This window comes from Pseudoalteromonas sp. 68 DY56-GL68, assembly GCF_041414825.1.
Lineage (GTDB): Bacteria > Pseudomonadota > Gammaproteobacteria > Enterobacterales > Alteromonadaceae > Pseudoalteromonas.
In genome coordinates this window covers 1-25,011 of the sequence record NZ_JAOCZL010000022.1, presented here as the reverse complement: position 1 = coordinate 25,011, position 25,011 = coordinate 1, and the positions used below count along the sequence as shown (strand labels likewise).

Annotated in this window: 20 protein-coding genes; 12 read left to right on the top strand and 8 right to left on the bottom strand. The window is 38.1% G+C overall.

Features of this window, described 5'->3' with window-relative positions; translation table 11 throughout:
- Window position 1: 1 nt before the first annotated feature.
- Window positions 2-871 carry a U32 family peptidase gene (locus tag NYF15_RS17240; protein WP_237119702.1) on the top strand — a complete coding sequence of 290 codons (870 nt, stop codon included), beginning with the start codon at window positions 2-4 and terminating at the stop codon, window positions 869-871.
- On the opposite strand, the gene NYF15_RS17235 is transcribed toward NYF15_RS17240, so the two are convergent.
- Complete coding sequence (locus NYF15_RS17235) at window positions 868-2,586, bottom strand: bifunctional protein-serine/threonine kinase/phosphatase (protein WP_237119701.1); 1,719 nt, start codon at window positions 2,584-2,586, stop codon at window positions 868-870. The two genes, NYF15_RS17240 and NYF15_RS17235, sit on opposite strands and share 4 nt — an antisense overlap.
- A gap of 324 nt (window positions 2,587-2,910) precedes the next feature.
- Between NYF15_RS17235 and NYF15_RS17230 the strand changes: the two genes are divergently transcribed.
- The 3 genes from NYF15_RS17230 (at window position 2,911) to NYF15_RS17220 (ending at window position 5,972) form a co-directional block, all read left to right on the top strand.
- Window positions 2,911-4,179, top strand: a complete 1,269-nt coding sequence (locus tag NYF15_RS17230) for a nitrate/nitrite transporter (RefSeq protein ID WP_237119700.1) — start codon at window positions 2,911-2,913, stop codon at window positions 4,177-4,179.
- Complete coding sequence (locus NYF15_RS17225) at window positions 4,176-5,378, top strand: NnrS family protein (RefSeq protein WP_371354229.1); 1,203 nt, start codon at window positions 4,176-4,178, stop codon at window positions 5,376-5,378. Before NYF15_RS17230 ends, NYF15_RS17225 begins: the two co-directional genes overlap by 4 nt.
- A 153-nt stretch (window positions 5,379-5,531) precedes the next feature.
- Complete coding sequence (locus tag NYF15_RS17220; protein ID WP_341803830.1) at window positions 5,532-5,972, top strand: putative zinc-binding protein; 441 nt, start codon at window positions 5,532-5,534, stop codon at window positions 5,970-5,972.
- Between the two features lie 16 nt (window positions 5,973-5,988).
- Here the strand turns inward: NYF15_RS17220 and NYF15_RS17215 are convergent, their stop codons facing one another.
- Window positions 5,989-6,732, bottom strand: coding sequence for a molybdopterin-synthase adenylyltransferase MoeB (locus NYF15_RS17215; protein ID WP_341803831.1), 744 nt, complete (start codon window positions 6,730-6,732; stop codon window positions 5,989-5,991).
- Window positions 6,733-6,915: 183 nt separating this feature from the next.
- On the opposite strand from NYF15_RS17215, the gene NYF15_RS17210 reads away from it, so the two are divergent.
- Together NYF15_RS17210 and NYF15_RS17205 are read left to right on the top strand one after the other, a co-directional pair.
- Window positions 6,916-8,106 carry an alginate export family protein gene (locus NYF15_RS17210; RefSeq protein WP_371354228.1) on the top strand — a complete coding sequence of 397 codons (1,191 nt, stop codon included), beginning with the start codon at window positions 6,916-6,918 and terminating at the stop codon, window positions 8,104-8,106.
- Window positions 8,107-8,404: 298 nt separating this feature from the next.
- Entirely contained in the window at window positions 8,405-9,877 is a 1,473-nt protein-coding gene (locus NYF15_RS17205; protein ID WP_371354227.1) for a NarK family nitrate/nitrite MFS transporter, read from the top strand.
- 64 nt (window positions 9,878-9,941) lie between these two features.
- Here the strand turns inward: NYF15_RS17205 and mog are convergent, their stop codons facing one another.
- A complete protein-coding gene (gene mog / locus NYF15_RS17200) occupies window positions 9,942-10,469 on the bottom strand; it encodes a molybdopterin adenylyltransferase (RefSeq protein ID WP_062567444.1) in 528 nt (175 codons plus the stop codon).
- Window positions 10,470-10,713: 244 nt separating this feature from the next.
- Here mog and nrdG point away from each other — a divergent pair, with 244 nt between their 5' ends.
- Both nrdG and nrdD read left to right on the top strand, forming a co-directional pair.
- Complete coding sequence (gene nrdG, locus NYF15_RS17195; protein ID WP_237119693.1) at window positions 10,714-11,166, top strand: anaerobic ribonucleoside-triphosphate reductase activating protein; 453 nt, start codon at window positions 10,714-10,716, stop codon at window positions 11,164-11,166.
- A gap of 4 nt (window positions 11,167-11,170) precedes the next feature.
- Window positions 11,171-12,976, top strand: a complete 1,806-nt coding sequence (nrdD, locus tag NYF15_RS17190; protein ID WP_371354226.1) for an anaerobic ribonucleoside-triphosphate reductase — start codon at window positions 11,171-11,173, stop codon at window positions 12,974-12,976.
- A 40-nt stretch (window positions 12,977-13,016) separates the two neighbouring features.
- On the opposite strand, the gene NYF15_RS17185 is transcribed toward nrdD, so the two are convergent.
- From NYF15_RS17185 to NYF15_RS17175, 3 genes are all read right to left on the bottom strand, one after another.
- Window positions 13,017-13,670 (bottom strand): DUF542 domain-containing protein, encoded by a 654-nt coding sequence (locus tag NYF15_RS17185; protein ID WP_341803835.1) that lies wholly within the window; start codon window positions 13,668-13,670, stop codon window positions 13,017-13,019.
- Between the two features lie 181 nt (window positions 13,671-13,851).
- The gene (locus NYF15_RS17180; RefSeq protein ID WP_371354225.1) at window positions 13,852-14,199 is read right to left on the bottom strand and encodes a DUF3024 domain-containing protein; all 348 of its coding nucleotides are present in this window, start codon (window positions 14,197-14,199) and stop codon (window positions 13,852-13,854) included.
- A gap of 234 nt (window positions 14,200-14,433) precedes the next feature.
- Complete coding sequence (locus tag NYF15_RS17175) at window positions 14,434-15,513, bottom strand: Fic family protein (RefSeq protein WP_237119689.1); 1,080 nt, start codon at window positions 15,511-15,513, stop codon at window positions 14,434-14,436.
- A 439-nt stretch (window positions 15,514-15,952) separates the two neighbouring features.
- Between NYF15_RS17175 and NYF15_RS17170 the strand changes: the two genes are divergently transcribed.
- Together NYF15_RS17170 and NYF15_RS17165 are read left to right on the top strand one after the other, a co-directional pair.
- A complete protein-coding gene (locus NYF15_RS17170; protein ID WP_371354224.1) occupies window positions 15,953-16,540 on the top strand; it encodes a hypothetical protein in 588 nt (195 codons plus the stop codon).
- A gap of 861 nt (window positions 16,541-17,401) precedes the next feature.
- Entirely contained in the window at window positions 17,402-21,247 is a 3,846-nt protein-coding gene (locus NYF15_RS17165) for an N-6 DNA methylase (protein WP_371354223.1), read from the top strand.
- A gap of 445 nt (window positions 21,248-21,692) precedes the next feature.
- Here NYF15_RS17165 and NYF15_RS17160 read toward each other — a convergent pair whose 3' ends face one another.
- Both NYF15_RS17160 and NYF15_RS17155 read right to left on the bottom strand, forming a co-directional pair.
- Window positions 21,693-21,872, bottom strand: coding sequence for an Arm DNA-binding domain-containing protein (locus tag NYF15_RS17160; protein WP_371354222.1), 180 nt, complete (start codon window positions 21,870-21,872; stop codon window positions 21,693-21,695).
- A 183-nt stretch (window positions 21,873-22,055) separates the two neighbouring features.
- A complete protein-coding gene (locus NYF15_RS17155) occupies window positions 22,056-22,916 on the bottom strand; it encodes a YicC/YloC family endoribonuclease (RefSeq protein WP_341803837.1) in 861 nt (286 codons plus the stop codon).
- Between the two features lie 180 nt (window positions 22,917-23,096).
- Here NYF15_RS17155 and rph point away from each other — a divergent pair, with 180 nt between their 5' ends.
- A complete protein-coding gene (rph, locus tag NYF15_RS17150; RefSeq protein WP_054554228.1) occupies window positions 23,097-23,810 on the top strand; it encodes a ribonuclease PH in 714 nt (237 codons plus the stop codon).
- 22 nt (window positions 23,811-23,832) lie between these two features.
- Window positions 23,833-24,477 (top strand): orotate phosphoribosyltransferase, encoded by a 645-nt coding sequence (gene pyrE, locus NYF15_RS17145; protein WP_054554229.1) that lies wholly within the window; start codon window positions 23,833-23,835, stop codon window positions 24,475-24,477.
- The last annotated feature ends 534 nt before the right edge of the window (window positions 24,478-25,011 follow it).

Below are 25,011 nucleotides of genomic sequence, written 5' to 3'. Positions count from 1 at the left end.
TATGAGTAAATTAAAAGTGGCCGTTGGGCCTGTATTATTTTTATGGCAAAAAACGTATCTAGAGCAGTTTTATAATAAGGTAATGCTCTCGGAAGCAGAATGTGTGTACTTGGGTGAAACGGTGTGTGGAAAACGTCGCTTGGCTCGCTTAAATGATTATCTGGTATGGGCAGAGGAATTAGCGAAAGCGGGAAAAGAAGTCGTGCTTTCAAGTTTAACCCTGCTGGAGTCAAGTGCACAGTTGCAAGATCTCAAACGATTAAGCAAGCATAAGCAGTACTTATTTGAAGCGAATGACTTGTCTGCAGTGCAGCTGCTTTATCAATTAGGGCTCCCTTTTGTGATTGGCCCTGCTATCAATGTTTATAATGGCTATACACTGGCTAAGTTTGCAAAAATGGGGGCTGTTCGTTGGGTAATGCCTGTCGAGCTATCAAAAGATTGGCTATTAGCACTTCAGCAAGAATATGCACAGCTATGTGATTTACCCATGCAGTATGAAGTGTTTAGCTATGGATATTTGCCATTGGCATATAGTGCACGTTGTTTTACGGCTCGTTATTACAACCTAGCAAAAGATCAGTGTGAACTTATTTGCCAAAAACACCCTTCAGGGTTAATAACTCAAAGCCAAGAAGGACAAGCTCTATTTAATTTAAATGGTATTCAAACCATGTCAGGACAAATTTATAATTTATGTGAAGATAAAGCTTCACTGAGTGATGTGGCACATGTTGCTAGGCTAAGTTTTCATAATATGGATGAGCTCAGTTGGATAGAACACTTTGTATCTGATGAGGTCTATCAGCGACCAAGCGAACATATAAATGGTTTTTGGCATCAAATTGCAGGAATTCAATGCCAACTTTAATGTTGGCTAAATAAATACAAAATAAGTGCAAGGGTAATAAACCAAAAGCCACTGACCATCTTCCAAAATAATAGACTACTGGCTTCTTTTGGTTCAGGTGTTGGTTTTAAAAATGCAGGGTTAGGTGTCGTTAAATCTTGTAGCAGTGCCTCAACGGTTTGATAGCGCTCAGTTAAGTCAAAGCTGACTCCTTTTTGAAGTGCCTTATCAAACCAAACAGGAATAATAGGGTTGTATTTACTCGCACTTTGGTAACGTAATTTATCGTAGTCGGCCATTGTGGTGCATTGTTCAATTTTATCTGTGTAGGGAAGTTGCTGAGTAAATAGTTCATAGCAAATAGTTGCTAAGCTATATACATCCCCTTGTATGGCTGCATTATGCCCGCGCAAATAGTTAGGATCTGAATAACTTGCTGTGCCCAATGCCCCTTGATGTTCTATTGGCTGATAAAGCTCTGCGACACCTGCAACAAAAACAGAGCCAAAATCGACGAGTTTTATCGTATCATCATTTAAGACCATGACATTACCAGGTTTTAAATCTTGATGAATAGCATCGTTTTGGTGAAATGCCTCTAATGCTTTAGCTATTTGCCTTACAATGGCAATTGCGTGCTTAGGTTTCAATGGATAGTGTTGATTAAGCCAGTCATCTAAGCTGATGCCATCAAGCCACTCCATTAAGTAATAAAGTGCGCTGCGAGGGCGTAAGTGCTGATAAACCTTAACAACATAGGGTGAATCTATTCGACTACCTATCCATTGCTCTTTTATGAAACGATCAATGTAGTGAGTGTCATCATCAAAGTTTGCTGATGGTGTTTTCATGGCATAACGCTGAGCAGTTAATTCATCTTCCACTAAATAGAGTTGGCTTCGAGAAGAGGCAAAGAGCTCTTCAATAATTAAGTAACCATCTAACTTCATACCTGCTTTGAGTGGTGGCGGAAAAGGCAGCTTGGTTAGTTCAGCGTTTAACTCATCTTCATTTTGATGAGCTAAACTTTTTATTTTAACCACAACACAACTTATATTGTCATCACTGCCTTGCTTTAGGGCTTCTTTGCATAGCTGCTCGGCAATGTATGCTGCTGATTGATTGCTATGTAAAGCCTGTATCAGAAAGTGTGTAGGTAGAAAGTCATGCACACCATCAGTTGTGAGTAAGTAAACATCGTCCTCTTGCAAATCACTACAGCTATAATCTATGTGTAAATTATTATCCATGCCCACCGCACGGGACAAGAAAGACTTGCCTTGTCCTAAATTGGTCGTGTGATCAGCGGTTAGTTGCTCAAAACAGGCTTTTCTTAAACGGAAAATACGACTATCACCAATATGGAAAATATGTCCATGATTTCCTTTTAAAATCATACTGCTTAGTGTTGTTAAATAGCCTTTGTTATCGTGAGAAAATTCATGACTTTTACGAAAAAGTCGTAAATTAATGGCCGAGAGAACTTGTTTACCACTGTGGCTAACAGACCACGTGTCGGGTGTTTTAAAGTACTCGCTAAAAAAGCGTGTAATGGCTGTTTCACTTGCCTCTTTTCCTGCTTCGGCTGAACTTACACCGTCAGCTACACAAAACGCACTTCCTTTCACATCCCTTAGGTATTGGTCATCGGGAATTAATACGCCTGCGTAATCTTCGTTAACTTCCTTAATACCCGATAAGCTTTGAAAGCCTGCGTCGACATGCGTGCTATACATAGTGTGTTTTAAATTTGTGAACAGTAACAAAATAGTGCAAGAAAAATAGCGAAGTGTTCAACCTGTTTTCAATTTAAGATGCTAGGAATAGAGCCAATATTCGCAATGCTCGATTTATTAATACCACTTTTTAGGTAGCTGAGTTTTCACATAAGCTTTTGAAAATTAGGATTATATTTTTGTTATTTTGAGCAAATAATAAAAAGCTAATTAAATTTATGGCATTGTAGGTAGTTTGGCTTAATTGCAGCTCTGTTTAGGTAGAATGGCAACATATACTAATCTAAATGATTTTCTATTAATAATCATAAATAGAGGAATCGCATGCCAACGCCAGATGCTAACCGTGGGTTATTATGTGCCACTTTTGCTTTTGCCGCTAATTTTTCAGTTTGGACTTTATATGCGGTGATTGTATTACCCTTATCATCGTTGTGGCAGTTAACAGTGACGGAGCTTGGTGCTTTACTGGCAGCTCCAATGTTAACTGGGGCGTTATCACGTATTCCCTTTGGTTCTTTAGTCGATCGCTACGCAGCTAAAAAGCTTTTTGTTATACAAATGCTGAGCTGTGTGCCCGCATTACTTTGCTTGTATATCGCAACAAATTATTACCAATTACTGTTTTTGGGCTTGTGGATTGGTGTAAGTGGGGCTTCCTTTACTATAGGTATTCGCTACGTGTGTGACTTCTTTCCACGTGGCCAACAAGGTACGGCTATGGGAGTATTTGGGGTTGGCAATGCAGGAGCTGCCATAACCTTAGTATTTGCACCTTGGATTATTGATAATTTTGGCTGGCACTGGGTGGGACCTGTTTACGCGGTTGGGCTCGTTTTTGTTGCTCTCTTATTTTGGTTTTTTGCACCTTCCCAGCCAGTTCATGCCATGCAATTGGATACACAGCAAAGAACTTGGTATCAGTTATTGCATGATTCACAAATTTGGCGCTTGGGGCTTTATTATTATTTTGTTTTTGGTTCGTTCTTAGCACTGCTTTTATGGCTTCCATACTATTATATTCAGGCTTATCAATTATCAATAACACAAGCGATGGCTTTTACCTTGTTTTTCGTTGCAACCTCATCTGTTGTTCGCGCGTTAGGAGGATGGTTTGCTGACAAATATGGCGGTCGAAGTGTGAATTGGAGTGTATTTTGGGTGTGTTTGGTTTGCTTATTTTTTCTAAGTTATCCGCCTACAACAATGACTATTCACGGTATTAAGCAAGATGTTTACGTGTCTTTTTCAATAAATGTGTGGGTGTTCACATTTCTTTTGTTTGTGATTGGTTTAGCGCAGGGGTTTGGGCGGGCGAGCGTTTTTAAAATGCTCCATGAAAATTATCCTAATGAGATGGGGCATGCTGGAGGTTTCGTTGCCGCAATCGGTGCCTTAGGTGGGTTCACGTTACCTTTATTATTTGGTGCTGTTGTGGATGTTTTTGGTTTTTACAGTGCCACGTTTATGTTGCTTTATGCGGTATTAGCTGTGTGTATGATGCTGATGTATTTTGCTATTAAGGCTGAAAAATTTCGCCGCCGATTAAGTGAAGCTGCCCAATATAATTTTCTGGAAGATGAAAGCTTATGAGGAATCACGCTAATAAAGAGCAGGTAAAAACAGAGTCCGTATTTTTTCAGCTTGCATTTCGGCCTTTATTTTTCGCTGGTGGCCTATTTAGTTGTGTTGCATTAGTTGTATGGGGACTTGTTTTACATGGGAAGTTGTTGTTTTCTCCTTATGGTGGCGTACTGTTTTGGCATAGCCATGAAATGTTATTTGGTTTTGTGTGCGCTGTTATTGTGGGGTTCTTATTAACCGCCGTGCAAAATTGGACTGGAGTTCGTTCTATTCATGGAAAAAAGTTATTACTGTTAACAAGTCTTTGGCTTTTGGCGCGAATTGCAATGGTATTGCCTTTTGTACCGAAGTGGTGTGTATTTGTGATCGATATGTCTTTTTTACCTTTGGCCGGTTATTGGTTAGCCCAACCAATTATACTCAAAGGACAAATGCGTAACCTCTTTTTTGTGCCTATTCTTTTAATGCTTAGTGCAACCAATTTGTTGATGCACTTAGGTGTCGTTTTAGGTGTATTTGAACTGTATCAACATGGTTATATGTCTGCAATTTTATTAATAACATTACTAATGAGTGTACTCGGCGGACGGGTTATTCCGTTTTTCACTGCAAATGCAACACAGACTAAAAAGGTGGTGGGAAAGGCTTGGTTAGAAATTGCTGCGCTAGGTAGTACATGGGGAATGTTCTTTTTATATTTTTGTGGACTCATTTATTACATTGCAGATGAAGTCGTAGGCGTACTGTTTGTTATTTGTGCTCTATTGCATTGTTTACGAGCTGCACGTTGGCATTTCTTTAAAACATTATCTATTCCTTTACTTTGGAGTTTGCATTTAGCGTATTGGTTTATCCCGTTAGGTATTCTGTTAATGGGGGCTGCTTATTTATTTGAGTTGTTATCAATTTCAACCGCTTTTCATGCTCTTACAGTTGGGGCTATGGGAAATATGATCTTAAGTATGATGTCGCGGGTGAGTTTAGGTCATACGGGTAGAAAATTAATTGTTAAACATGCCATTATTTTTGCATTTGGCGCCGTATTAGTTGCTGCATTACTACGTGTTTTTGGAGTGCTAATTGATGCTGAGTTAACTTTATACTTCATTTCACTTTCAGTGATCACTTGGTGTATTGCTTATGGTCTATTTAGTTTGGTCTATTTTCCAGTCTTAACTCAACCAAGAGTTGATGAGCAGAGTAAGTAATGACTTTTACACAGTTGATTTAACGCTTTATAGGTAGCGTTCTATACCTCTTTTATGATGATGTGTTTTTTGCCCACATTGATGTGGATCAAGTTTACTTTGTGACGTTATTACTAAGCTGCTCTTTCCCGTTTCAATTGAGTAAGGAAAACGATGAAGCAGCAATTACCTGTTTTATTAACGTGTGCTGGTATGTGCCACGAAGCTGAGTTAGCAGAAGATATTGCACAGAGTTTATATCAGCAAGGAAAGGTCGATAAAGTGTCCGTTGTAGCAATTACTGCAGGCTCGTTTATACATCAGCAAAAAGTAAAGGAAGCATCCAGTATTGTGGTGTTTGATGGTTGCGCTCTTAATTGCGCGAAGTTAAGTTTAGACAAGTTAGCGATTAGTGATGTGTATCATTTCGATATCTCAAAGCTCTTGCAAAAAGTATCATGTGTTGGAGAAAAGCCATCACTGCTTGAATCCTTACAAGTTACACAAATGATTAACCACACGCTTTTCTCTGTGTTACCTAAACAATATTCATTAGGTAAAGGCAAAGGTGCATCTGAAGATATTATTGCTATTTTCCCATGTGCAGACCGTTAAAGTTAATTCGTTTACTTTAACGGTCTGCACATACGTTGCACTGCGGATTTTTCTTAATTTTAAACGTTTGAAAAGCGAGTTGATGGGCATCATAAAGAAGCAGTGAAAGCGAGCTGGGCTCTATATTTAGTAAGCTTTTAATTGCTTCAGTTGCCTGCAATGAACCTATTGTTCCGACAACGGGTGAAAGTACGCCAGCTTCCATGCAGCTTAGTGAAGGCTCTTTAAAGAAGCTCGCCACACAGGCATAGCAAGGGTCATCGTCGCGCATAGGAAAATGAATAACCTGTCCTTCCATTCTAATCGCTGAGCCTGAAATTAGCGGTATTTTCTTTGACCAGCATAATGTGTTTAGTAAAAGTCGGGTTTGAAGGTTATCGCTACAATCAATGACAACATTAACTGAATTTAAAGTGGGCTCATCTGAGTGATCAAACTGCTTATTGAAGGTATTGATCTCTACTTGGCTATTTAATTTGGCTAATTGCTGTTTTGCGGTTTCTACTTTTGAATGACCCACGCTTAATTCGGGGTAGAGTATTTGTCTCTGAAGATTGGTTATATCAACGGTATCATGATCAAAAATAGTGATCTTACCTATTCCTGCGGCGACTAAATACTGCAAAACAGCACATCCTAAACCACCCGCTCCAACAATTAGGGCATGGCTATTCATTAAGGTTTCCTGACCTTCTTCCTGAACTTCTGGCAGTAAAATATGGCGGCAGTAACGCATCGTATTCGAGCTATCAAGTTGCATGTTTTCATCCTTCTTCTCAACGGTAGTACAAGCCTACATTAAACAGAGGAGGAGCTGTTATACCTCTTTGTGGGTGGTCATGGTTATGGTGGGTAAGGTTATGAAATTATTGATTTAAATCAAAATTTGCTAGAGGGGCAGATGTAAGCTAAGCGCAACTTAAATGCATAGCAAGGTAATGACATGAAAACACAATTATCAATTTTAGCATCGTTAGTAACAGTCGGTTTAAGTACGCACGTAAACGCCGTTGAGAGTGATGGTATTCAGAGCATGTTAAAGAATGGCCAAGTGCAGGGGATGTTGCGTTATAGATACGAAAATGTTGAGCAAGATGGATTAGCTGAACGAGCTCATGCTTCAACATTATTAACGCGCTTTAATTATAAAACAGCCACCTTAAAAGGGGTTTCAGCTCTGTTAGAGTTTGATAATGTCACGCAGCTAGGTAACGACAACTACAATAGCATTGTGAACGGAAAATTAGATCACCCTGTTGTGGCTGATCCAAAAGGAACCGAAGTAAATCAAGCAAGCTTACAATTTAAAAATGAACAGTGGCAAATTACTGCTGGCAGACAACGTATTAACTTAGATGACCAGCGATTTGTAGGGGGAGTTGCTTGGCGTCAAAACGAGCAAACATTTGATGGGTATCGAGTCATTTATAAGCCGACATCTTCAATAAAGTTTGATTATAGCTATATATATAATGTTAATCGTATTTTTGGTGAAGATAGTTCAAGCAGTGATTTACATGGAAAGCTACATTTTGGTAATGCGTTATTTCAAGTCAGGCCAGAATTTAATATGAGTGTTTTTGCATATCTTTATGATTTTGATAATGCACTCACTATTTCAACACAAACAATTGGCCTGCGCGCTACGGGACAGTTTTCAGAGTCACTTTCTTACACTTTGAGTTATGCCATGCAGCAAGACTATGCTGACAACCCTCAGTCATTTGATGCAGACTACTTTTTAGCTGAGTTTAAAGGCAAGGTTAATCAGGTAGGTTGGAAGTTGGGTTATGAATTGCTGGGCTCTGATAATGGCATCAGTTTTACCACACCTTTGGCAACAGGGCATAAGTTTCAGGGTTTTGCAGATAAGTTCCTGAATACGCCTAATGTAGGTATTGCAGATCTTTATTTTGGGATTAATGGTGAATTAGCCAAAGTGAAACTATCAGCGACGTATCACCGTTTTGAAAGTGACGAACAAAATACTGACTTTGGTGATGAGCTTGATGTAACAGCACTGTACCCAGTATCGAAGGACTGCAATCTATTATTCAAGTATGCGCACTACAATGCGGATGAGTTTGCAACAGATACTGATAAGTTATGGGTTATGTTAACTCATAAGTTCTAGCCTTTATTTTTAACTGACTACTGTACCCTGCAATTCAAAAGCCTCTTCGGAGGCTTTTTTTGATGATTAATAAAACCTATCTACTTTTATTCAGTTTTTTGCGCTGTAGGTATAAAGCTCCTCCTAAATGGGTAGTGAGTATAGGTGGGTAAAGAGATCGCGCTTCAAGGCAGAAAAAATAAGGGAGTAGGTCTGTTTTTGTTCACCTTAAAGTAACTGTTATTCATTGATTTGCATCAATTCTTTTTAATCTTGCCAACCGAAAATGATGTCAGTAACCCTATCTTTGGAGAAGACAATGGCAAGTGAAAAATTTAATATTTTTTCTTTTCGCGGAAAAATGAAAGTATTACATCTAAGCTGGCTCGCATTTTTTATTACCTTTTTTGTTTGGTTTAATTTTGCCCCCTTATTGCAAGCGGTAAAAACAACATTAGGTCTAACAACCGAACAAGTTAAAACCTTACTTATTTTGAATGTGGCGTTAACGATCCCTGCTCGGGTGATCATTGGCATGCTAACAGATAAATATGGTCCACGATTAGTTTATTCATGCTTGTTGGTTATCAGCTCGATACCTTGTTTTATGTTTGCTTTTGCAGATAGCTTTTTACAAGCTGCTATTGCACGCTTTCTACTTGGTTTTATTGGTGCTGGTTTTGTTATTGGCATTCGTATGGTATCTGAATGGTTCCCACATCATGAGTTAGGTACCGCAGAAGGCATTTATGGGGGATGGGGGAATTTTGGGTCAGCGGCTGCGGCTTTTTCACTTCCTACCCTTGCATTAATTTTTGGTGGTGATGATGGCTGGCGTTATGCAATAGGTGTGACGGGGCTTCTTAGCCTTATATTTGGATTTATTTTTTATGCTAACGTGACTAATACACCTAAAGGCTCAACCTACTTTAGGCCAAAAAACTTGGGGGCAATGGAAGTCACATCAAAAGGTGATTTTTTTCTACTTTTAATCATGAAAATTCCAATGTATGCAGCGCTGGCTTTGTTAACTTGGAAGCTCTCACCGAGCGGTGTCGGTATGCTAGATGCAAACATTGTTAACTTTATTTATGGTGCATTGGTTGTACTCTATTTATTTGAAGTTAAAAAAGTATGGGCAGTGAATAAAAACGTATTCGAGCAAGAAGTGCCAGAGCTACATCGTTATAGTTTTAAGCAGGTGGCCGTGTTAGATATTCTTTACTTTACTAATTTTGGTTCAGAATTAGCGGTTGTTTCAATGTTGCCACTCTTCTTTGCTGATACTTTTTCGCTGGATCCTGTTATGGCAGGGATGGTTGCTGGTGCTTACGCATTTATGAACTTAATGTCTCGCCCTGCGGGTGGTTTTATTTCTGATAAATTTGGTCGAAGAACAACATTGTTGATCTTAACAGCGGGCCTTGCTGCTGGTTATTTTCTAATGGGGATGGTTAATGCACAGTGGCCGTTATGGCTTGCCGTTGTTACAGCTATGGCATGCTCGTTCTTTGTTCAGTCGGGTGAAGGAGCTGTCTTTGCTGTTGTTCCCTTAATAAAACGTCGCTTAACGGGACAAATAGCAGGTATGACAGGAGCGTATGGTAATGTAGGAGCCGTAACGTTTTTAACCGTTTTATCATTAGTCGATTACGCAACCTTTTTCTATGTCATTGCAGGGACAGCTATGATTGGTTTTGTCACTTTGTTCTTTATGGATGAACCAAGAGGGCAAATAGCTGAAGTAAGAGAAGATGGCACCGTTGAATTAATTGATGTCTCACATAAATAAACATTAATCCATTTAAAAGCCAGCATAACATTATGCTGGCTTTTCTCATTTATATAGTGTGGTTTTAGCCCTTAGGTCTAAAAACCTGAATGACAGAGTCATCACATTCCAAATAAGGCCCCTCAAGTAAATCAATACAATAGGGAATAGCTGGGAAAACGGCATCAAGGCATTGACGAATTGCTTTTGGCTTACCCGGTAAATTGATAATCAACGAACTGTCTCTGATCCCCGCTGTTTGTCGAGAGAGTATCGCCGTTGGCACGTATTTTAAGCTTTCTAGGCGCATTAACTCACCAAAACCTGGCATCATTTTGTCACATACAGCTTCTGTCGCTTCTGGGGTCACATCACGTTTTGCCGGACCTGTTCCACCTGTTGTAATGATCAGAGCGCATTTTTCGTTATCTGCAAGGTTACATAATGCATTTTCTATTAAAGGTTGCTCATCTTCTACAAGTTGATAGCAAGCTTGCCACGGCGAGCTTAGATAGCTATTTAATGCTTCAACAATACTTGGCCCTGATAAATCATCATATTGCCCGCGGCTAGCGCGATCACTCACGGTTAAAATACCAATTTTTGTTGTCATACCTGTCTCACTGTTCATTTATTTATGGGCACTTTAACAAAGCCATAGCTAAAGATAACTCCTCCTTAGTAGGTAGTTCTTGCTCGAGTTAAACCAAGGCTTAGTAATAAATTATAACTACCTATTTTGTGTGTAAATTGACCGTGTGATTTATTGATTTAGATCAATAAACGAATTGGCATTAAATACCTCAAATACTATATATTGATTAAGATTTTATTTTTAACACAATATATGGTGTTTTATGTTTAAGGTGCTAAAGCCACAGATTTGTTTTCAAGAAGTGCCTAATGAGGTGGCTCTTGGTTTTATCTGTACGGGCTGTCCTCTTAAATGCCGTGGTTGCCACAGTGTTGATACATGGGATCCAAAACAAGGAGAAGACTTAACTAAGGCACGTTTTGAGGCTTGGATCGCACGCTATAGACAATTAATAACATGCATTGTTTTCTTCGGTGGTGAGTGGCAAGAGCGTTGTTTAATTAGTTACTTAAAAATAGCTAAACAACAGGGGCTAGCAACCTGCTTGTATACGGGGCTAGACGACGTATCTCATAGCTTGAAAGCCGAGCTTACTTACTTAAAAACAGGCCCTTATATTCCCGAGTATGGTGGGCTTGCAAGTCGTACCACTAACCAAAAGTATATTGAAGTTGCTAGCGGAAGATTACTTAACTCATTATTTTTAAAAGGATAACAAGATGTCTTTACTTACCTTAGAACAGTTAAAAGAAAAAATGCATTTCATACAAAACTATACGCAGGCAACAAATGCTGCTGATGGCTCTACAGTGGATGCAAACGCCAATGTGACATTAAAGAATGTAGCAACACTGGAGTCTGAAATTATGAAAGACTACTTTATTCAAGTTAATCGTTCACAAGTTGCTGGCAAAATAAAAGAGCTTTATGGCGAACAGTTGAGCCAAGAGTACATTAGGCAAATAGAAAACCATGAAATCTATGTTCACGATGAAACTAGCTTAAAGCCATATTGCACATCAATTACTATGTATCCTTTTTTGCTGGATGGCTTAACTAAACTAGGTGGAGAGTCAAAAGCTCCTAAGCATTTAGAATCATTCTGCGGTAGCTTTGTTAATTTGGTTTTTGCTATTAGTGCACAATTTGCAGGGGCAGTTGCCACGGTCGAGTTCTTAATGTATTTCGATTATTTTGCCCGAAAGGATTATGGCGATAATTACTTAACGACTCACCCACACGCTATTAAAAATCATCTTCAACATGTGGTTTATGCACTAAACCAACCTGCTGCAGCAAGAGGTTATCAAAGTGTATTTTGGAACATCTCTTTGTACGATGTTGAGTACTTTAATGCAATGTTTGGTCATTTTGTCTTTCCAGATGCAACGCCTGCTAACTGGCCGACCGTAAAAGGCTTACAACAGTTCTTCTTGGACTGGTTTAATGATGAGCGCAGTAAAGCTATTTTAACATTCCCCGTTGTTACAGCTGCAATGCTTGTAGAAAATGAAGCACCTAAAGATAAAGAGTTTGCGTTAATGTGTGCAAAAAATCTGAGTGAAGGTGGGTCATTCTTTATATATCAATCTGAAAACCCTGACTCTTTAGCATCTTGCTGCAGACTCAGAAATGAAATTAATGATCACAGTTTTTCATATAGCCTTGGAGCGGGCGGGGTTGCTACAGGCTCAATCAATGTCATCACTTTAAATATGAATCGTTTAGTTCAGGATAATCGTGACTTAAAAGCAGAAGTCGAGAAAATTCATAAGTATCAAATAGCTTATAGAACTTTAATGGAAGAGTATTTTCAAGCAGGGATGTTGCCAGTTTATGATGCAGGATTTATCTCGTTCAAAAAACAGTTTTTAACAGTGGGCATTAATGGTTTAGTTGAAGCAGCCCAATATTTAGGATTACAAATAAATACAGGCGATGCATATAAAAGCTGGGTTAAGGAGCAACTTAAAATTATTTATCAAGCTAATCGAGCTGCAACAAAGGAAACCGGATACTTATTTAATACAGAGTTTGTTCCTGCTGAGAACTTAGGTGTTAAAAATGCGAAGTGGGATTTAAAAGAGGGTTATGAAGTTCCACGTGATTGTTATAACAGCTATTTTTATATTGTAGAAGATGAAACGATTAATCATCTCGATAAGTTTATTCTACATGGTAGTGAAATGGTGGAGTATCTGGACGGTGGCTCAGCACTGCATTTAAACTTAGATGAGCACTTAGATGTGCATCAATACTTAAAGTTATTGAATATTGCCGCTAAAACGGGGTGTAATTATTTCTGCATTAACGTACGCATCACAATTTGTAATGACTGTGAACACATAGATAAGCGCTCGAATCAACGTTGTTCAAATTGTGGATCAATCGATATTGATTATGGGACACGAGTGATTGGTTATTTAAAAAGAGTATCGGCCTTTAGCCAAGGACGCCGTAAGGAGCATACTTTAAGGCATTATCATCGAACTAAAAATAGCGTCGCAAACAGAAAGTCGGCATAAATTAAAGCGCTTCAATTGAAGCGCTTATTGCTGAGGAGCTTTATTGTTCGATAAATAAAATATTGTTTTCTAAGTGTATATGCTCTTTTAAGTCATAATAAAGTTGCTCTACACCAACATACAACGCTTGCCACGAGCTACATACCCCATCAGGCGGTGTGAACTGATGTGTAATATCAGCGAGTTTCTCTAATGCTTTAGCATGCTCTAAATGTTCAGCCTCCATAACTGAAATAGGCCCCGCAGGATAAAAGCCGTTCATAAGCAGTGGGAATAGAATTTCTTCTTCTTTCATCATATGTTCTTGAAGCTCAAACTCCATCGAAACAAGGTGTGATTCCAGTTCTTTTGGAAGTTCTGGGTGATCAGAATGATTGAGCGTAATCTTCTTTATGAGCTGAATTAATTCAGGAAACTGTTGCCTATGTTTTTCGTGAAAATTGTCAATAATGTGCGTAATAAGTGAAGCTGTAGGTTGAGCACCCCACATTAAATGATTAGCCAACTCTTTTTGCAGATCTAATGCATCAAGCTGTGATAAAAATGAGTCATGGTCAAAGTTGATACTCTTTAAAGTCTGCCTTAGAGTTTGTTGCCCGTTAAAGCAATAATCTAGCTTATTTTCATCAAATAAACGCGTGGCACCAGGAATAGTCGCTGCAAGTTCACCAATTGGTTTGTCTAAAAGTGACATAGTTAAAAGCCTTGAACCGTAAAATGGGTGCTTCTAATCTAAATAAGCAAACTTTGAAATGAAATTACCCTAAATGGATAGAAGTAGATAAGAAAGTGAGTATTTGGTAATCGTTTTTGAGGTGACTATCAAATACTCGCGACTGTAAGCTTTATAAATTTAAAAGAAAGTTGCCGGTGAGCTAACCCCAGAAGCAGCCATATTGGTCACTCATTACAACCTGCATAGCTGACTCTATATTTTTAGCTACTGGGGTAGGGTCGTAGCCGTGCCATTTTAAGTCGCGCTTCATCCAAAAAATTTTCCACTGCTTTTGAGTCTTCACCCATGTCAACTTGGCATTCTCAGTGTCGATATATTGAGTTTTATCACGCCAGTTTTGGTGACGTTCATAGATATACACCGACTGATTTTCGATGCGAAAACCAATGTCAAATTCATTACGAACATTCACAGGTGGGCGGTGTTTCTCGAGTGCTTCGCCTACTACCTTCTCAATGTGTTTAATTTCAAATTCACTGATTGCCATTGTTATTTACCTGTTTTATTACCGCCACCCTAAATATAAGGTAGTTGGTTTTTTAGTTCTGTGTCTAAGACAAAAACTAAGTATCACCATAGTAAGTGCCTACTTTTACGACTTTACTATTTAACTTTTTTAGTTCGTGTTTTTTCTTTGTTTTTATTTCTCGCTCAGTATTGAACTTTGCTAATGTACGATGTTGTTATTAGGCATGATGCTCTCAAAATTAGTAATAGAGGCCTAACCGTGTGCGATTAGTAAGGTGCACAAGGGCTCGTTAATGTAGTAATTAGCACGGCCTACTTTTTGTTTGGTCAAAAAGCCATGATCTACCAACTGTTCTAAATACTTGGTGGCGGTAATACGAGTTACACCGAGTTCTTCAACAATAAAGTCTATTTTGGTGTAGGGGTGGTTAAATAGGTTGTTGAGTAAATCTTGGCTGTAAATTTTAGGAAGCTGCTCTCTAATACCGTGTTTTACTTCTGCCATAAGGGTTTTCATGGCGGTGATAAGTGAAATAGTGTTTTGTGCAGTATCAATGACACCATCAAGCATAAACTCTAACCAAGGCTCCCAATTGCCAGTGTCGCGCACGGCCTGTAAGTTAGCGTAGTAATCAGCCTTGTTCTGAATTACAAATCGGCTTAAGTAAAGCACGGGTAAATTCAGTAAATCTTTGGTGACTAAATATAAAATATTTAAAATACGCCCCGTACGGCCGTTGCCATCGTAAAACGGGTGAATGCTCTCAAACTGGTGATGAATAATGGCCATTTTCACCAATGGGTCAGCATCGCATAGTTCATCGTTATTGATAAACTGCACAAGGTTATCCATCAGCTTTGTAATTTCATCGGCGTGTTGTGGGGGGGTGTAAACCACTTCACCAGTACGTGCATTTTTTAGGTCAGTACCAGGTAGCTTTCGTAGACCCGCATTGTTATGTTCTAGGTTTTTTTGTATTGCGAGTATATCATCAAGACGAATAAGTTTGCTTTTACGCGCGGTTTCGAACCCTTGCTTTAAAGCGACGGCATAATCTTGTACTTCTTTTGTAGCGGGGTTAGTCACCGCTTCTTCAAAAAGGTTTGCTTTATAGAGTTCATCGTGTGTAGTTACGATGTTTTCTACTTCAGAACTGTCTTTTGCTTCTTGTAAAGAGAGCGTATTAATCAATATAGCTTCGTTAGGTATGCTAGCTGCGATGCCTTTCAATTCAGCTAGATGTCGATGGGCGGTGGCGGCTTTTTTTAAAACAGCACGGGTTTCCCATTGCTCAATATTTACAAGCGGTAAAAGCTTAATATTAGTAGACATAGATAATTTTTATCCTTTTTTATACATGCCAGTGTTGTTATGTATAAATTATTCAGAAAATTATACATAACCTACATAACATGTATAGTAATTCCATTTATTTATATACGTTATCTTATGTATAGCTTCCCAAATATCTCTAGCTCTCGTTGAATAAAACAATGCCATTTTAAATTTGTTTTTACTGGCTTTAGCTTTCAGTACATCTGATAATGCGATGAATCGACGACGATTACTTAGTATAAAGCGAAGTTTTCAAACACGTTTCTTCTCCTTAACGTTCATATACTCATATTTTAAAGTTTAATAAGGTAGTTTAGTGATCACTCAGATCTCCACTTGAATTGATAAAAATGGGTAACTGTTAAAGTTAAATAAAAACAGGTACTGTGCCTGCAGGTTTACTTGCACCAAAAGATGAAAACTGGAAGGCTTTATAGTGACTGTATATCAAATTAAAAACGAAGCTTACACATACGACGTGATCGACCTTGATATTGTTGAGCTCTCAGAAACAATTTCAAAAAATAACGACCTTGATACAGATACTGTATTAAAAATGTTTATGTCATCCTCGCTAAATAATATCGAATTTAGTCACCTATGGCCCGAGGGGTTAAACTTTGAGTATTTTGGTAAAGCTAAAAAGCAAGACTATGACATATCGCGCTTAGGTCATTTTTTAATAATGAAGATGCCAGTATATGAGTTATTAAAAGAGCGCTTAGCAAATTTTGGAGAGTTTCTGCCTGTTAAAGCAGAAGGCGATAGTATGGTGTTATTCAATTTGCTTACCTTCGGACAAGAGCAAAAAGACATGTGTTTAACCAAATACGAAGATGGCTTTGAAGACGGTTTAGAGTTACTTACCTTTGAGCAAGATAATATACAAAATAAGTTATTATTTAAGTCTAAGCTGGAAGGCGCTCAAAAAGTTTATTGTACTGATGAGTTTAAAAATATTATCCAAAGTAACAACCTCAAAGGTTTAGTGTTTGACGAAGACTTATTAGACCCATTTGTTTAGTATCGCTCAATTTAAAGGTTAAAGGCTAAGGCCTGACAAGAAAGTTTCAGTCATGTTTTTAAAAGCTCGTAGACTAATATCGACTTTTCGAGTATTAGAAAATCAATTCTAAACTTTTCGAATTAAGCGACTAGAACATGGGTTAGCAAAGTGGAAAATGGCTGACTCGCCAAATGACTTGTATTTCGATTTTTAAAATTGAAGGAAACTGAAAGTTTACAAAGGTTCTAGAAGGTTTGGAGTTACCGTCATGACCCTATTTGATAGTTACATGACGGTAAATGAAGGTTTATAACACTGTGTAAAGATTAATGATCTTCTATTCTATATTCTGCAATTCAGACAGGAATAGGGACTTACTTTTCTATATAAGTCAGTTACATAATGATTTCACCAACTCAACCCCAGTACCACGCTCAGTACCAAATCGGCTTACCGTGCCGACTCCATTCGCAAGTTAGTATTCAATGTTCACGATAAAAGAAGCGGTTATTTCTGTCAATCTTCTCTTTACTTGAAAGTGTACTATCAAACACTGTGTTTTAAGCGTTAGCGTTAAAAAAATTGAGCATGATAAACCCATACAGTTTGTTGTCCCTAAGCCTTGCTGATGTTCGACAACTGTTGATAACTCACTAATATCGGGTGGGGTAGTCTGGCAGGTGCTGCTGAAAATTATCTGCCACACATTCTTATAGTATTTCATAGCTAAAGCAGCCAAGTTGGCTGCTTTTCTTCACTTGTACCGTACTAAAGTGACCAAGGTATACAGACATTACTAATGAGGATTGATAAACTTACTGCATAAATTTAACGATGGAACGATTGACATAACTACCAGATGTCGTAAGCAGTAAGAATATGAAAATAACAAAAAAAGACATTCAAAAACTAGTATCTCTTTTGGGGTTTAAGCCACAAGAAGGCTCCGACGATATTCATTTCAAAAATTATCTTGAACATGACAACTACGTAATTAAGGTTGATTTTAAAAAAGAAAAAATTGATTACGGCACAAAAATAAAAGTTGGTGATCAGACTACTAGTAACTTTGAAAGTAGTGAAAACTTCGTTGTTTTAGAAGCGATCAATAGGATTATTGAAAAAGGGTACGCCCCTGATAAGTTATCTTTAGAGCACAAATGGCCAATGGGGCGTAAAGAAAAAGGCAAGCTGGATATCCTCGTTTTGGATAAAGACGATAAAGCTTATCTTATGATCGAATGTAAAACTTGGGGCGAAGAGTTTGAGAAAGAAAAGCGAAAAATGCAAAAAGATGGTGGCCAGCTATTTTCGTATTTTCAACAAGACAAAGCTGCCCAGTACTTATGCTTATATGCTTCACAATTAGATGGCGAAGTCATTAAATATGTTAATGAAATTGTCGATGTAGATGCTGCTTGGAAAGAGTTGGATAACCAAAAAGAAGTTTTTGATCATTGGAATAAAAACTTTAAAGACAACGGAATTTTTGAAGATTGGGCGCATGCCTACGACATTGAAATTAAAGCTCTAACTAGAGGAAGGCTAAAAGAGCTAACAGAGGAAGATAGCGGTAGAATTTATAATCAATTTGCTGAGATTCTTAGACACAACGTAGTTTCCGATAAGCCCAATGCTTTCAATAAAATCTTTAATCTTTTTCTCTGTAAAATAGTGGATGAAAACCGTACTGATGACGAAGAACTAAAATTTCAATGGCTGGAAAGTGATAGTAATGAAGAGTTGCAGAAGCGTTTATCAGATCTCTACAAACAAGGGATGAAAGAGTATCTGACAAAAGAAGTAACAGATTACAATGATGAGCAAGTTGAAGAAAAGCTTTATGCTCTAGATGCTGATGTTCGTGACCAAATTAGAGAAATGTTCACTCGTGTTAGGCTGCATAAAAATAATGAATTTGCATTCAAAGAAGTTTTCGATGAAAAGTCTTTTGAAGAAAATGCGGTTGTTGTCAGAGAAGTTGTCGAGCTATTACAGCCTTATCAGTTGAGGTACGGTCATAAGCAGCAATTTTTGGGGGACTTCTTTGAATTGCTTTTAAGTACAGGCATTAAACAGGAGGCTGGACAGTTTTTTACGCCAGTTCCAATTGCTAAATTCATTATATCATCTTTACCTCTCCGTGAACTTATCAAACAGAAGATTGAAAGTGACGAAACCCAATTTTTACCATATATAATTGATTATGCTGCTGGAAGCGGGCACTTCCTTACAGAATCAATGGACGAAGTACAAAATATTATCAATGAGATTGATGAAAGTAAGCAGCGACCTTCTGTAAGTCGAAATTTGAGCAGTTGGAAGATCAACCCCTTTGATTGGGCTTACGATTATGTATACGGCATTGAGGCAGACTATCGTTTGGTTAAAACAGCAAAGGTAAGTTGCTTCCTTAATGGTGATGGTTTAGCGAATGTGATTCACGCTGATGGTTTAGACCACTTTCAGAAAAGTACCGACTATAAAGGCAAATTAAAAAAGGTTTGCAGAGACAATAACAAAGACAACGGTATGTTTGATGTATTGATAGCTAACCCTCCCTATTCAGTTTCAGCTTTCAAAAACACACTAAAAAATGGTGAAGAGTCATTTGAGCTTTTCAACCGCATTACAGATGACAGCTCAGAAATTGAGTGTTTATTTATTGAGAGAACTAAACAGCTTTTGAGGCCAGGCGGCTGGGCAGGCGTCATTTTGCCAAGCTCTATTTTAAGCAACTCTGGTATTTATGTGGATGCTAGAGAAATTATTCTTAAATACTTTAATATCAAGGCTATTGCCGAGTTTGGTTCTAATACTTTTATGGCCACAGGCACGAATACAGTAACACTCTTTTTGGAGCGCAGAGCTAATAACGATTGGAAAAAAATTGAAGCTGCTATTAATCAATTTTTTAGCAATCCCAAAGAAGCTACTGTGATAGGTATCGAAAAAGCCTTCAGCAAATATGTGGGTGAAGTTTTTGAAGACATTTCCTTACAAGATTACATCACTTTTATAAACAAAGAGCCTAATGAAGCTATTTGTAAGACAGAGCTGTTCAGCGATTACAATGCTTGGTTCAATGGTTTAACTGAGATTAAGAATCTAAAGAAAAAGAAGTCTTTTACAGACAAAACAAAAGCAGAACAAAACGCCGAATTGGATAAACTTTTTTACGAGAGTGTATTCTGCAGAGAGCAAGACAAGATGCTCTACTTTCTTCTAACTCAACTACAGAAGGTTGTGGTGATAAAAGTTGGTGACAAGCAAGCAGAAAAGGACTTTATTGGATACGAGTTCAGTAACAGGAGAGGTCACGAAGGCTTAAAAATGTATCGTGACGAAAGCGGGAAATTAACAACCAAATTATTTGATGACGAAAAACACTTTAATCAACAAAAAGCTAATAGTTATATTTATAAGGCATTTTTGGGTGAAAATCTTAATATTGATAAAAGCTTGGAAAATAACGTCCAAAATATAGACTTAATTGATCTAATGGACTTCAAGAAAGTTGATTTTAATAAAGGAGTTTCTCTCGGTGTAAAAAAGTCAGTTAAGATTCAAAGTAAGTGGGACTTTAAAAGAATAGAGACAGAGTTTAATGTTGATTCTGGAACTAATGCGCCTCAGGATAAGAGTTATTTTGTTGACTCTTCAAGTGATTATTTTATTAGAGCAAGTCACGTAAATTATACAGATTCTGAAGGATACATTGAACTTTCTCACGTTGACCAATTATCTAAAAAAGCAATAGATTCGTTAAAACTTAAAAAATTTCCAAAAAACTCTATTGTTTTTCCTAAAAGTGGTCAATCTGTCAACACAAATAATATAGCTTTGCTACCGTCTGAATGTTACGTTGTTAATCATTTGGCCTGTATATATCAGCCTGATGTAATTAAGCAAAAATACCTTTTTAATTACTTAAAACTCTATAAAACATCAAACTTTTCAGAGAAGTCTGATTATCCATCAATTAACTTGACTGCTGTAAGAGAACATAAGTTTCCTTTACCACCGCGAGATAAGCTAGAAAAGATAGTAAATTCTATTGAGGCTGTAGAAGCTGATGAGAAAAAGAATAGAGAGAAGTTACAAGTTCTGAATGATAACCTTAATGAGTTATTTTCTGCTATAGACTATAGTTCTGTGAAATTAAGCAAAATTGCTGATTTTAAGAATGGACTAAATTATAGTGAAAAAAGTACAGGAGATTTAGTCACAATTGTTGGCGTAAAAGATTTTCTTGAAGACTTTTCGCCTGACCTGAATAAGCTAGTGAAAGTAAGAATTGATGGGACCCTTCAAGATAGTTATAAACTTCAGCCAAATGATATTTTAGTTGTAAGGTCAAATGGTTCAGCTAATCTTGTTGGACGTTTTGTTTTCATTGATAACATTAAAGAGGTAACCTCATATTCAGGCTTTACAATTAGAATTCGCTCCAACTCGAAAAGAATTAACTCGAAATATTTATGCTATTGTTTGAGAACCGAATCAATCAGAGAAAAACTAACAAAAGACCCTAAAGGAGCAAACATTAAGAGTGTTAATCAGACGATGCTGTCCGATATTAATGTACCTTTACCACCTATTGATATTCAAAAATCCATCATTGAAAAAGCTGAAAGCTTAGAGAAAGCAATAGCAAAAATAGAAAGCGATTTAGATACGATTGATCAGCAAAAAGAACAGATACTAAAAAATCATTTAATGTAACCTATCTGGTCGCATGGATGCGGCCACACTCAGCGATCAAAAGTCACTAATGACCCTGTCCTTGCCAAACAAAATACAGCAAAACTAAACTATCCCGAGTCGTTGGAACGACTCGCACACTAACGTTTCAATTTACTCAAATCTAAAATTCATGGACGAATGATTACCGCCGATTGGACTCGGCGCATATTTTAAAAATCATATTAAATGACTTGGCTATCAAAACTCTTATCCTTCAACTACCTGTAAAATATTTAACAATTATTCGTTAACAGAGAACTGTTCACTGAGGTCGTAAGAGTTGAACTTACAGTGTATTTAAAAACTCCGGTAGCAACTGTCTATCGTTAAAGTTTGTGCAGCACTAAAGGCAACAAATATGCAGTCGTTGAGTTTCGTAAAACTCCTTTCTATTTTAGTTTAGTCATTCTCCCGCGTATTCAAGTCATTCTTCTGGATATTGCCCTAATGAAAATTTATTTTGCACTCCGTTGAAGTTATACCGGAAATGAAAACTGGCATATCCAGATTTGGTAATGAGCAGATAAAGTCCACTTTTGTCACTAATACCACTTGTAACAGTACCTTCTCGGAGCAACTTTTTTATTTTGGTTTCGCTTAACATCCTTTATTCTCCTGATGTTGAAGCGAATGGAGAACGGTTGATTACAGTACCTTCTCAGTACCAGAGACAGTACCATTTACTGTGATAAAGGTGGGGGTATTTGACGGGATATGACCCAATATGAAATCACACTCACCCCACAGTACATAAGGCATATGGGGTGAAATGACGACTTATGATGAACTATTCAATATTCTGAATTTGCTCACGCATTTGCTCGATTAACACTTTTAGCTCTACCGCAGCGTTAGTGATGTCACTGTTGATAGACTTTGATGCTAACGTGTTTGCTTCACGGTTAAACTCTTGCATCATGAAATCTAGGCGTCGACCACATGCGCCGCCTTTAGTTAGGATTTTTTTGGTTTCTTTAACATGCGACTTTAAGCGGTCGAGTTCTTCGGCTACATCTTGTTTTTGTGCTAGGTAAATTAGCTCTTGTTCAAGGCGAGATTCGTCAATGTCGGTTTTTAGTTCTTCTAGCTTTTGGTTTAATTTTTCGCGCTGCCATTTAGCGATTTCTGGTAAGTGGCTTTCCACAATGGCTACTTGTTCTAAAATTGCATCAAGGCGAGTAGCTATCATTTCTTGCAAGTTTGTGCCTTCATCGCCGCGAGCTTGTTTGAAATCTTCAATTACATCATCGAACCCCGCAATTAAATCTTTATTTACGCTATCCATGTCGAGCTCTTCAGCTTCCATAACTCCTGGCCAACGTAAAATATCAACAGGGTTGATGTCACCATTGCTTTGTTGCTGCACCCATTGTGCGCTTTTTATTAGCTGCTCAGCGAGTGATTCATTAATACTAAGCTCACCAACATGGGCAGGGTTTGCTGCAAATTTTAAGAAAACTTCAACTTTACCGCGTTGTAAGTTTTTGCGTAAACGCTCACGAATAACAGGCTCCATGCCACGGAATTGCTCAGGTGCGCGGATAAAAGTTTCAAGGTAACGTTGGTTTACTGAACGAATTTCCCAAGTGCCAGTGCCCCATTCGCCTTTAATTTCGCGGCGCGCATAAGCTGTCATGCTGTGGATCATGGATGATTTCCTAGTGTTATTTGTTTACAAAGTTGACTGATTATACCGCATCAGTTTTTAACCTCTAGCGTAAATTTTCTGAAATGTTCTTTTCTGTTGCAGTTAATCGTGTAAATCAACATGGCATCTGTTCGTATATATACTTATAATGTGGCAAATTCTGAATTAAGGGGATCGTTAATGCGTCCAAGCGAAAGAACACCTAACCAAATTAGACCAGTTACATTTACACGCAATTACACTATGCATGCTGAAGGCTCAGTGTTAGTAGAGTTTGGAAATACTAAAGTTTTGTGTACAGCGACTGTTGAAGCTGGTGTACCGCGCTTTATGAAAGGCCAAGGTAAAGGTTGGGTTACGGCTGAGTACGGTATGTTACCTCGTTCAACACATACTCGTAATGGTCGTGAAGCATCGCGCGGTAAGCAGGGCGGTCGTACTATGGAAATTCAACGCTTAATCGCACGTGCACTTCGTGCCGCGGTTGACTTAAAAGCGTTAGGCGAAAACACCATTACTATCGATTGTGATGTTATTCAAGCTGATGGCGGTACGCGTACAGCATCAATCAGTGGTGCATGTGTTGCTTTAGTTGATGCGCTTACTTATATGCGTAGTAAAGGTATGATCAATTCAAACCCGCTTAAGCATATGATTGCGGCAATCTCAGTAGGTGTATATAAAGGTCAACCAATTAGTGACCTTGAGTACCTAGAAGACTCTGAAGCAGAAACAGACATGAACGTGATCTTGACTGAAACAGGCAAAATCATCGAAATTCAAGGTACAGCTGAAGGCGAACCTTTCTCATTCGATGAACTAGATGAGTTACTTACATTAGCTAAGCACTCAATCCGTGAGATTATCGACGTTCAAAAGCAAGCATTAGCATAATAAAGAAGTAGGTTGATTCGTTATGAAAGATTATCAAAAAGAGTTTATTGAATTTGCACTCGAAAAGCAGGTGCTTAAGTTTGGTGAGTTTACTTTAAAGTCTGGCCGCACTAGCCCTTACTTCTTTAACGCTGGTTTATTTAATACAGGTCGTGACCTAGCACGTTTAGGTCGCTTTTATGCGGCAGCACTTGAAGATGCAGGTATTGATTACGATGTATTATTTGGCCCTGCTTATAAAGGTATCCCGATTGCAACGACGACAGCAGTTGCGTTAGCTGATCATCATGACAAAGATGTACCTTACTGTTTTAACCGTAAAGAGAAAAAAGCACACGGTGAAGGCGGTACATTAGTAGGTTCTGAACTTAAAGGTAAGATCATGTTAGTTGATGACGTGATCACTGCGGGTACAGCTATTCGTGAGTCAATGGAAATAATTGCTGATAACGGTGCAGATTTAAGTGGTGTTTTAATTGCACTTGACCGCCAAGAGAAAGGTAAAGCTGAGTTATCTGCTATTCAAGAAGTCGAGCGCGACTTTGGTACTAAAGTTATCTCTATTGTAAAATTAGCTGACTTAATTAGTTACCTAGAAGCCAAAGGCACAATGGATGAGCATTTAGCCGCAGTAAAAGCATACCGTGATCAATACGGCATTGCTTAACAGCTAAAAACGCGAACTTTTTAAAAGCCCAGCAGTATTGCAGGGCTTTTTTGATTTTAGAGCATTGTACTTTTATGGCCTTAAATACGGCTGAAAAGTTACTGAGGCGTTAATAAAGTTTCGCTTTTGTGGTGTTTAGATTAAAAAGGGCTCAAAAGGCAGTTTTTTTTAAGTTTTCTTGAAAAAGTGCTTGCGTTAATTCGCTGCATCCCTATAATGCGACCCCACTGAGACGGCAGACAGCAACGCTTAGCGAGGCAAGAGCAAATCAGTGTGTCAAGTAAAGCTGAGTTTTGAAACGTTTCTTAAAAAAGTAACTTTTCTCAAAATTAAGTGTTGACAAAAATAACGGTTTGCGTAGAATGCACAGCCCTTGAGACGAGAAAGTCTCATAAACGTTCTTTAACAATATAAAGCAATCATCTGTGTGGGCACTCGTACAGGTTGAGTTCTAACAGCAGAACTACTTCGGTAGGGATGCAAACAAATTTAGAGTCTCAAATGTAACTGAGTGACTTCATAGTCAATTCGATA

What these genes read in the sequence shown, in the direction of transcription:
- nrdG (WP_237119693.1), top strand. Translation starts at nt 10,714, where the DNA reads ATGTTTAAGGTGCTAAAGCCACAGATTTGTTTTCAAGAAGTGCCTAAT.
- NYF15_RS17230 (WP_237119700.1), top strand. Translation starts at nt 2,911, where the DNA reads ATGCCAACGCCAGATGCTAACCGTGGGTTATTATGTGCCACTTTTGCT.
- NYF15_RS17215 (WP_341803831.1), bottom strand. Translation starts at nt 6,732, where the DNA reads ATGCAACTTGATAGCTCGAATACGATGCGTTACTGCCGCCATATTTTA.
- pyrE (WP_054554229.1), top strand. Translation starts at nt 23,833, where the DNA reads ATGAAAGATTATCAAAAAGAGTTTATTGAATTTGCACTCGAAAAGCAG.
- NYF15_RS17205 (WP_371354227.1), top strand. Translation starts at nt 8,405, where the DNA reads ATGGCAAGTGAAAAATTTAATATTTTTTCTTTTCGCGGAAAAATGAAA.
- NYF15_RS17185 (WP_341803835.1), bottom strand. Translation starts at nt 13,670, where the DNA reads ATGTCACTTTTAGACAAACCAATTGGTGAACTTGCAGCGACTATTCCT.
- NYF15_RS17240 (WP_237119702.1), top strand. Translation starts at nt 2, where the DNA reads ATGAGTAAATTAAAAGTGGCCGTTGGGCCTGTATTATTTTTATGGCAA.
- NYF15_RS17180 (WP_371354225.1), bottom strand. Translation starts at nt 14,199, where the DNA reads ATGGCAATCAGTGAATTTGAAATTAAACACATTGAGAAGGTAGTAGGC.
- NYF15_RS17220 (WP_341803830.1), top strand. Translation starts at nt 5,532, where the DNA reads ATGAAGCAGCAATTACCTGTTTTATTAACGTGTGCTGGTATGTGCCAC.
- NYF15_RS17165 (WP_371354223.1), top strand. Translation starts at nt 17,402, where the DNA reads ATGAAAATAACAAAAAAAGACATTCAAAAACTAGTATCTCTTTTGGGG.
- NYF15_RS17225 (WP_371354229.1), top strand. Translation starts at nt 4,176, where the DNA reads ATGAGGAATCACGCTAATAAAGAGCAGGTAAAAACAGAGTCCGTATTT.
- NYF15_RS17210 (WP_371354228.1), top strand. Translation starts at nt 6,916, where the DNA reads ATGAAAACACAATTATCAATTTTAGCATCGTTAGTAACAGTCGGTTTA.
- rph (WP_054554228.1), top strand. Translation starts at nt 23,097, where the DNA reads ATGCGTCCAAGCGAAAGAACACCTAACCAAATTAGACCAGTTACATTT.
- NYF15_RS17175 (WP_237119689.1), bottom strand. Translation starts at nt 15,513, where the DNA reads ATGTCTACTAATATTAAGCTTTTACCGCTTGTAAATATTGAGCAATGG.
- NYF15_RS17235 (WP_237119701.1), bottom strand. Translation starts at nt 2,586, where the DNA reads ATGTATAGCACGCATGTCGACGCAGGCTTTCAAAGCTTATCGGGTATT.
- mog (WP_062567444.1), bottom strand. Translation starts at nt 10,469, where the DNA reads ATGACAACAAAAATTGGTATTTTAACCGTGAGTGATCGCGCTAGCCGC.
- NYF15_RS17160 (WP_371354222.1), bottom strand. Translation starts at nt 21,872, where the DNA reads ATGTTAAGCGAAACCAAAATAAAAAAGTTGCTCCGAGAAGGTACTGTT.
- NYF15_RS17155 (WP_341803837.1), bottom strand. Translation starts at nt 22,916, where the DNA reads ATGATCCACAGCATGACAGCTTATGCGCGCCGCGAAATTAAAGGCGAA.
- nrdD (WP_371354226.1), top strand. Translation starts at nt 11,171, where the DNA reads ATGTCTTTACTTACCTTAGAACAGTTAAAAGAAAAAATGCATTTCATA.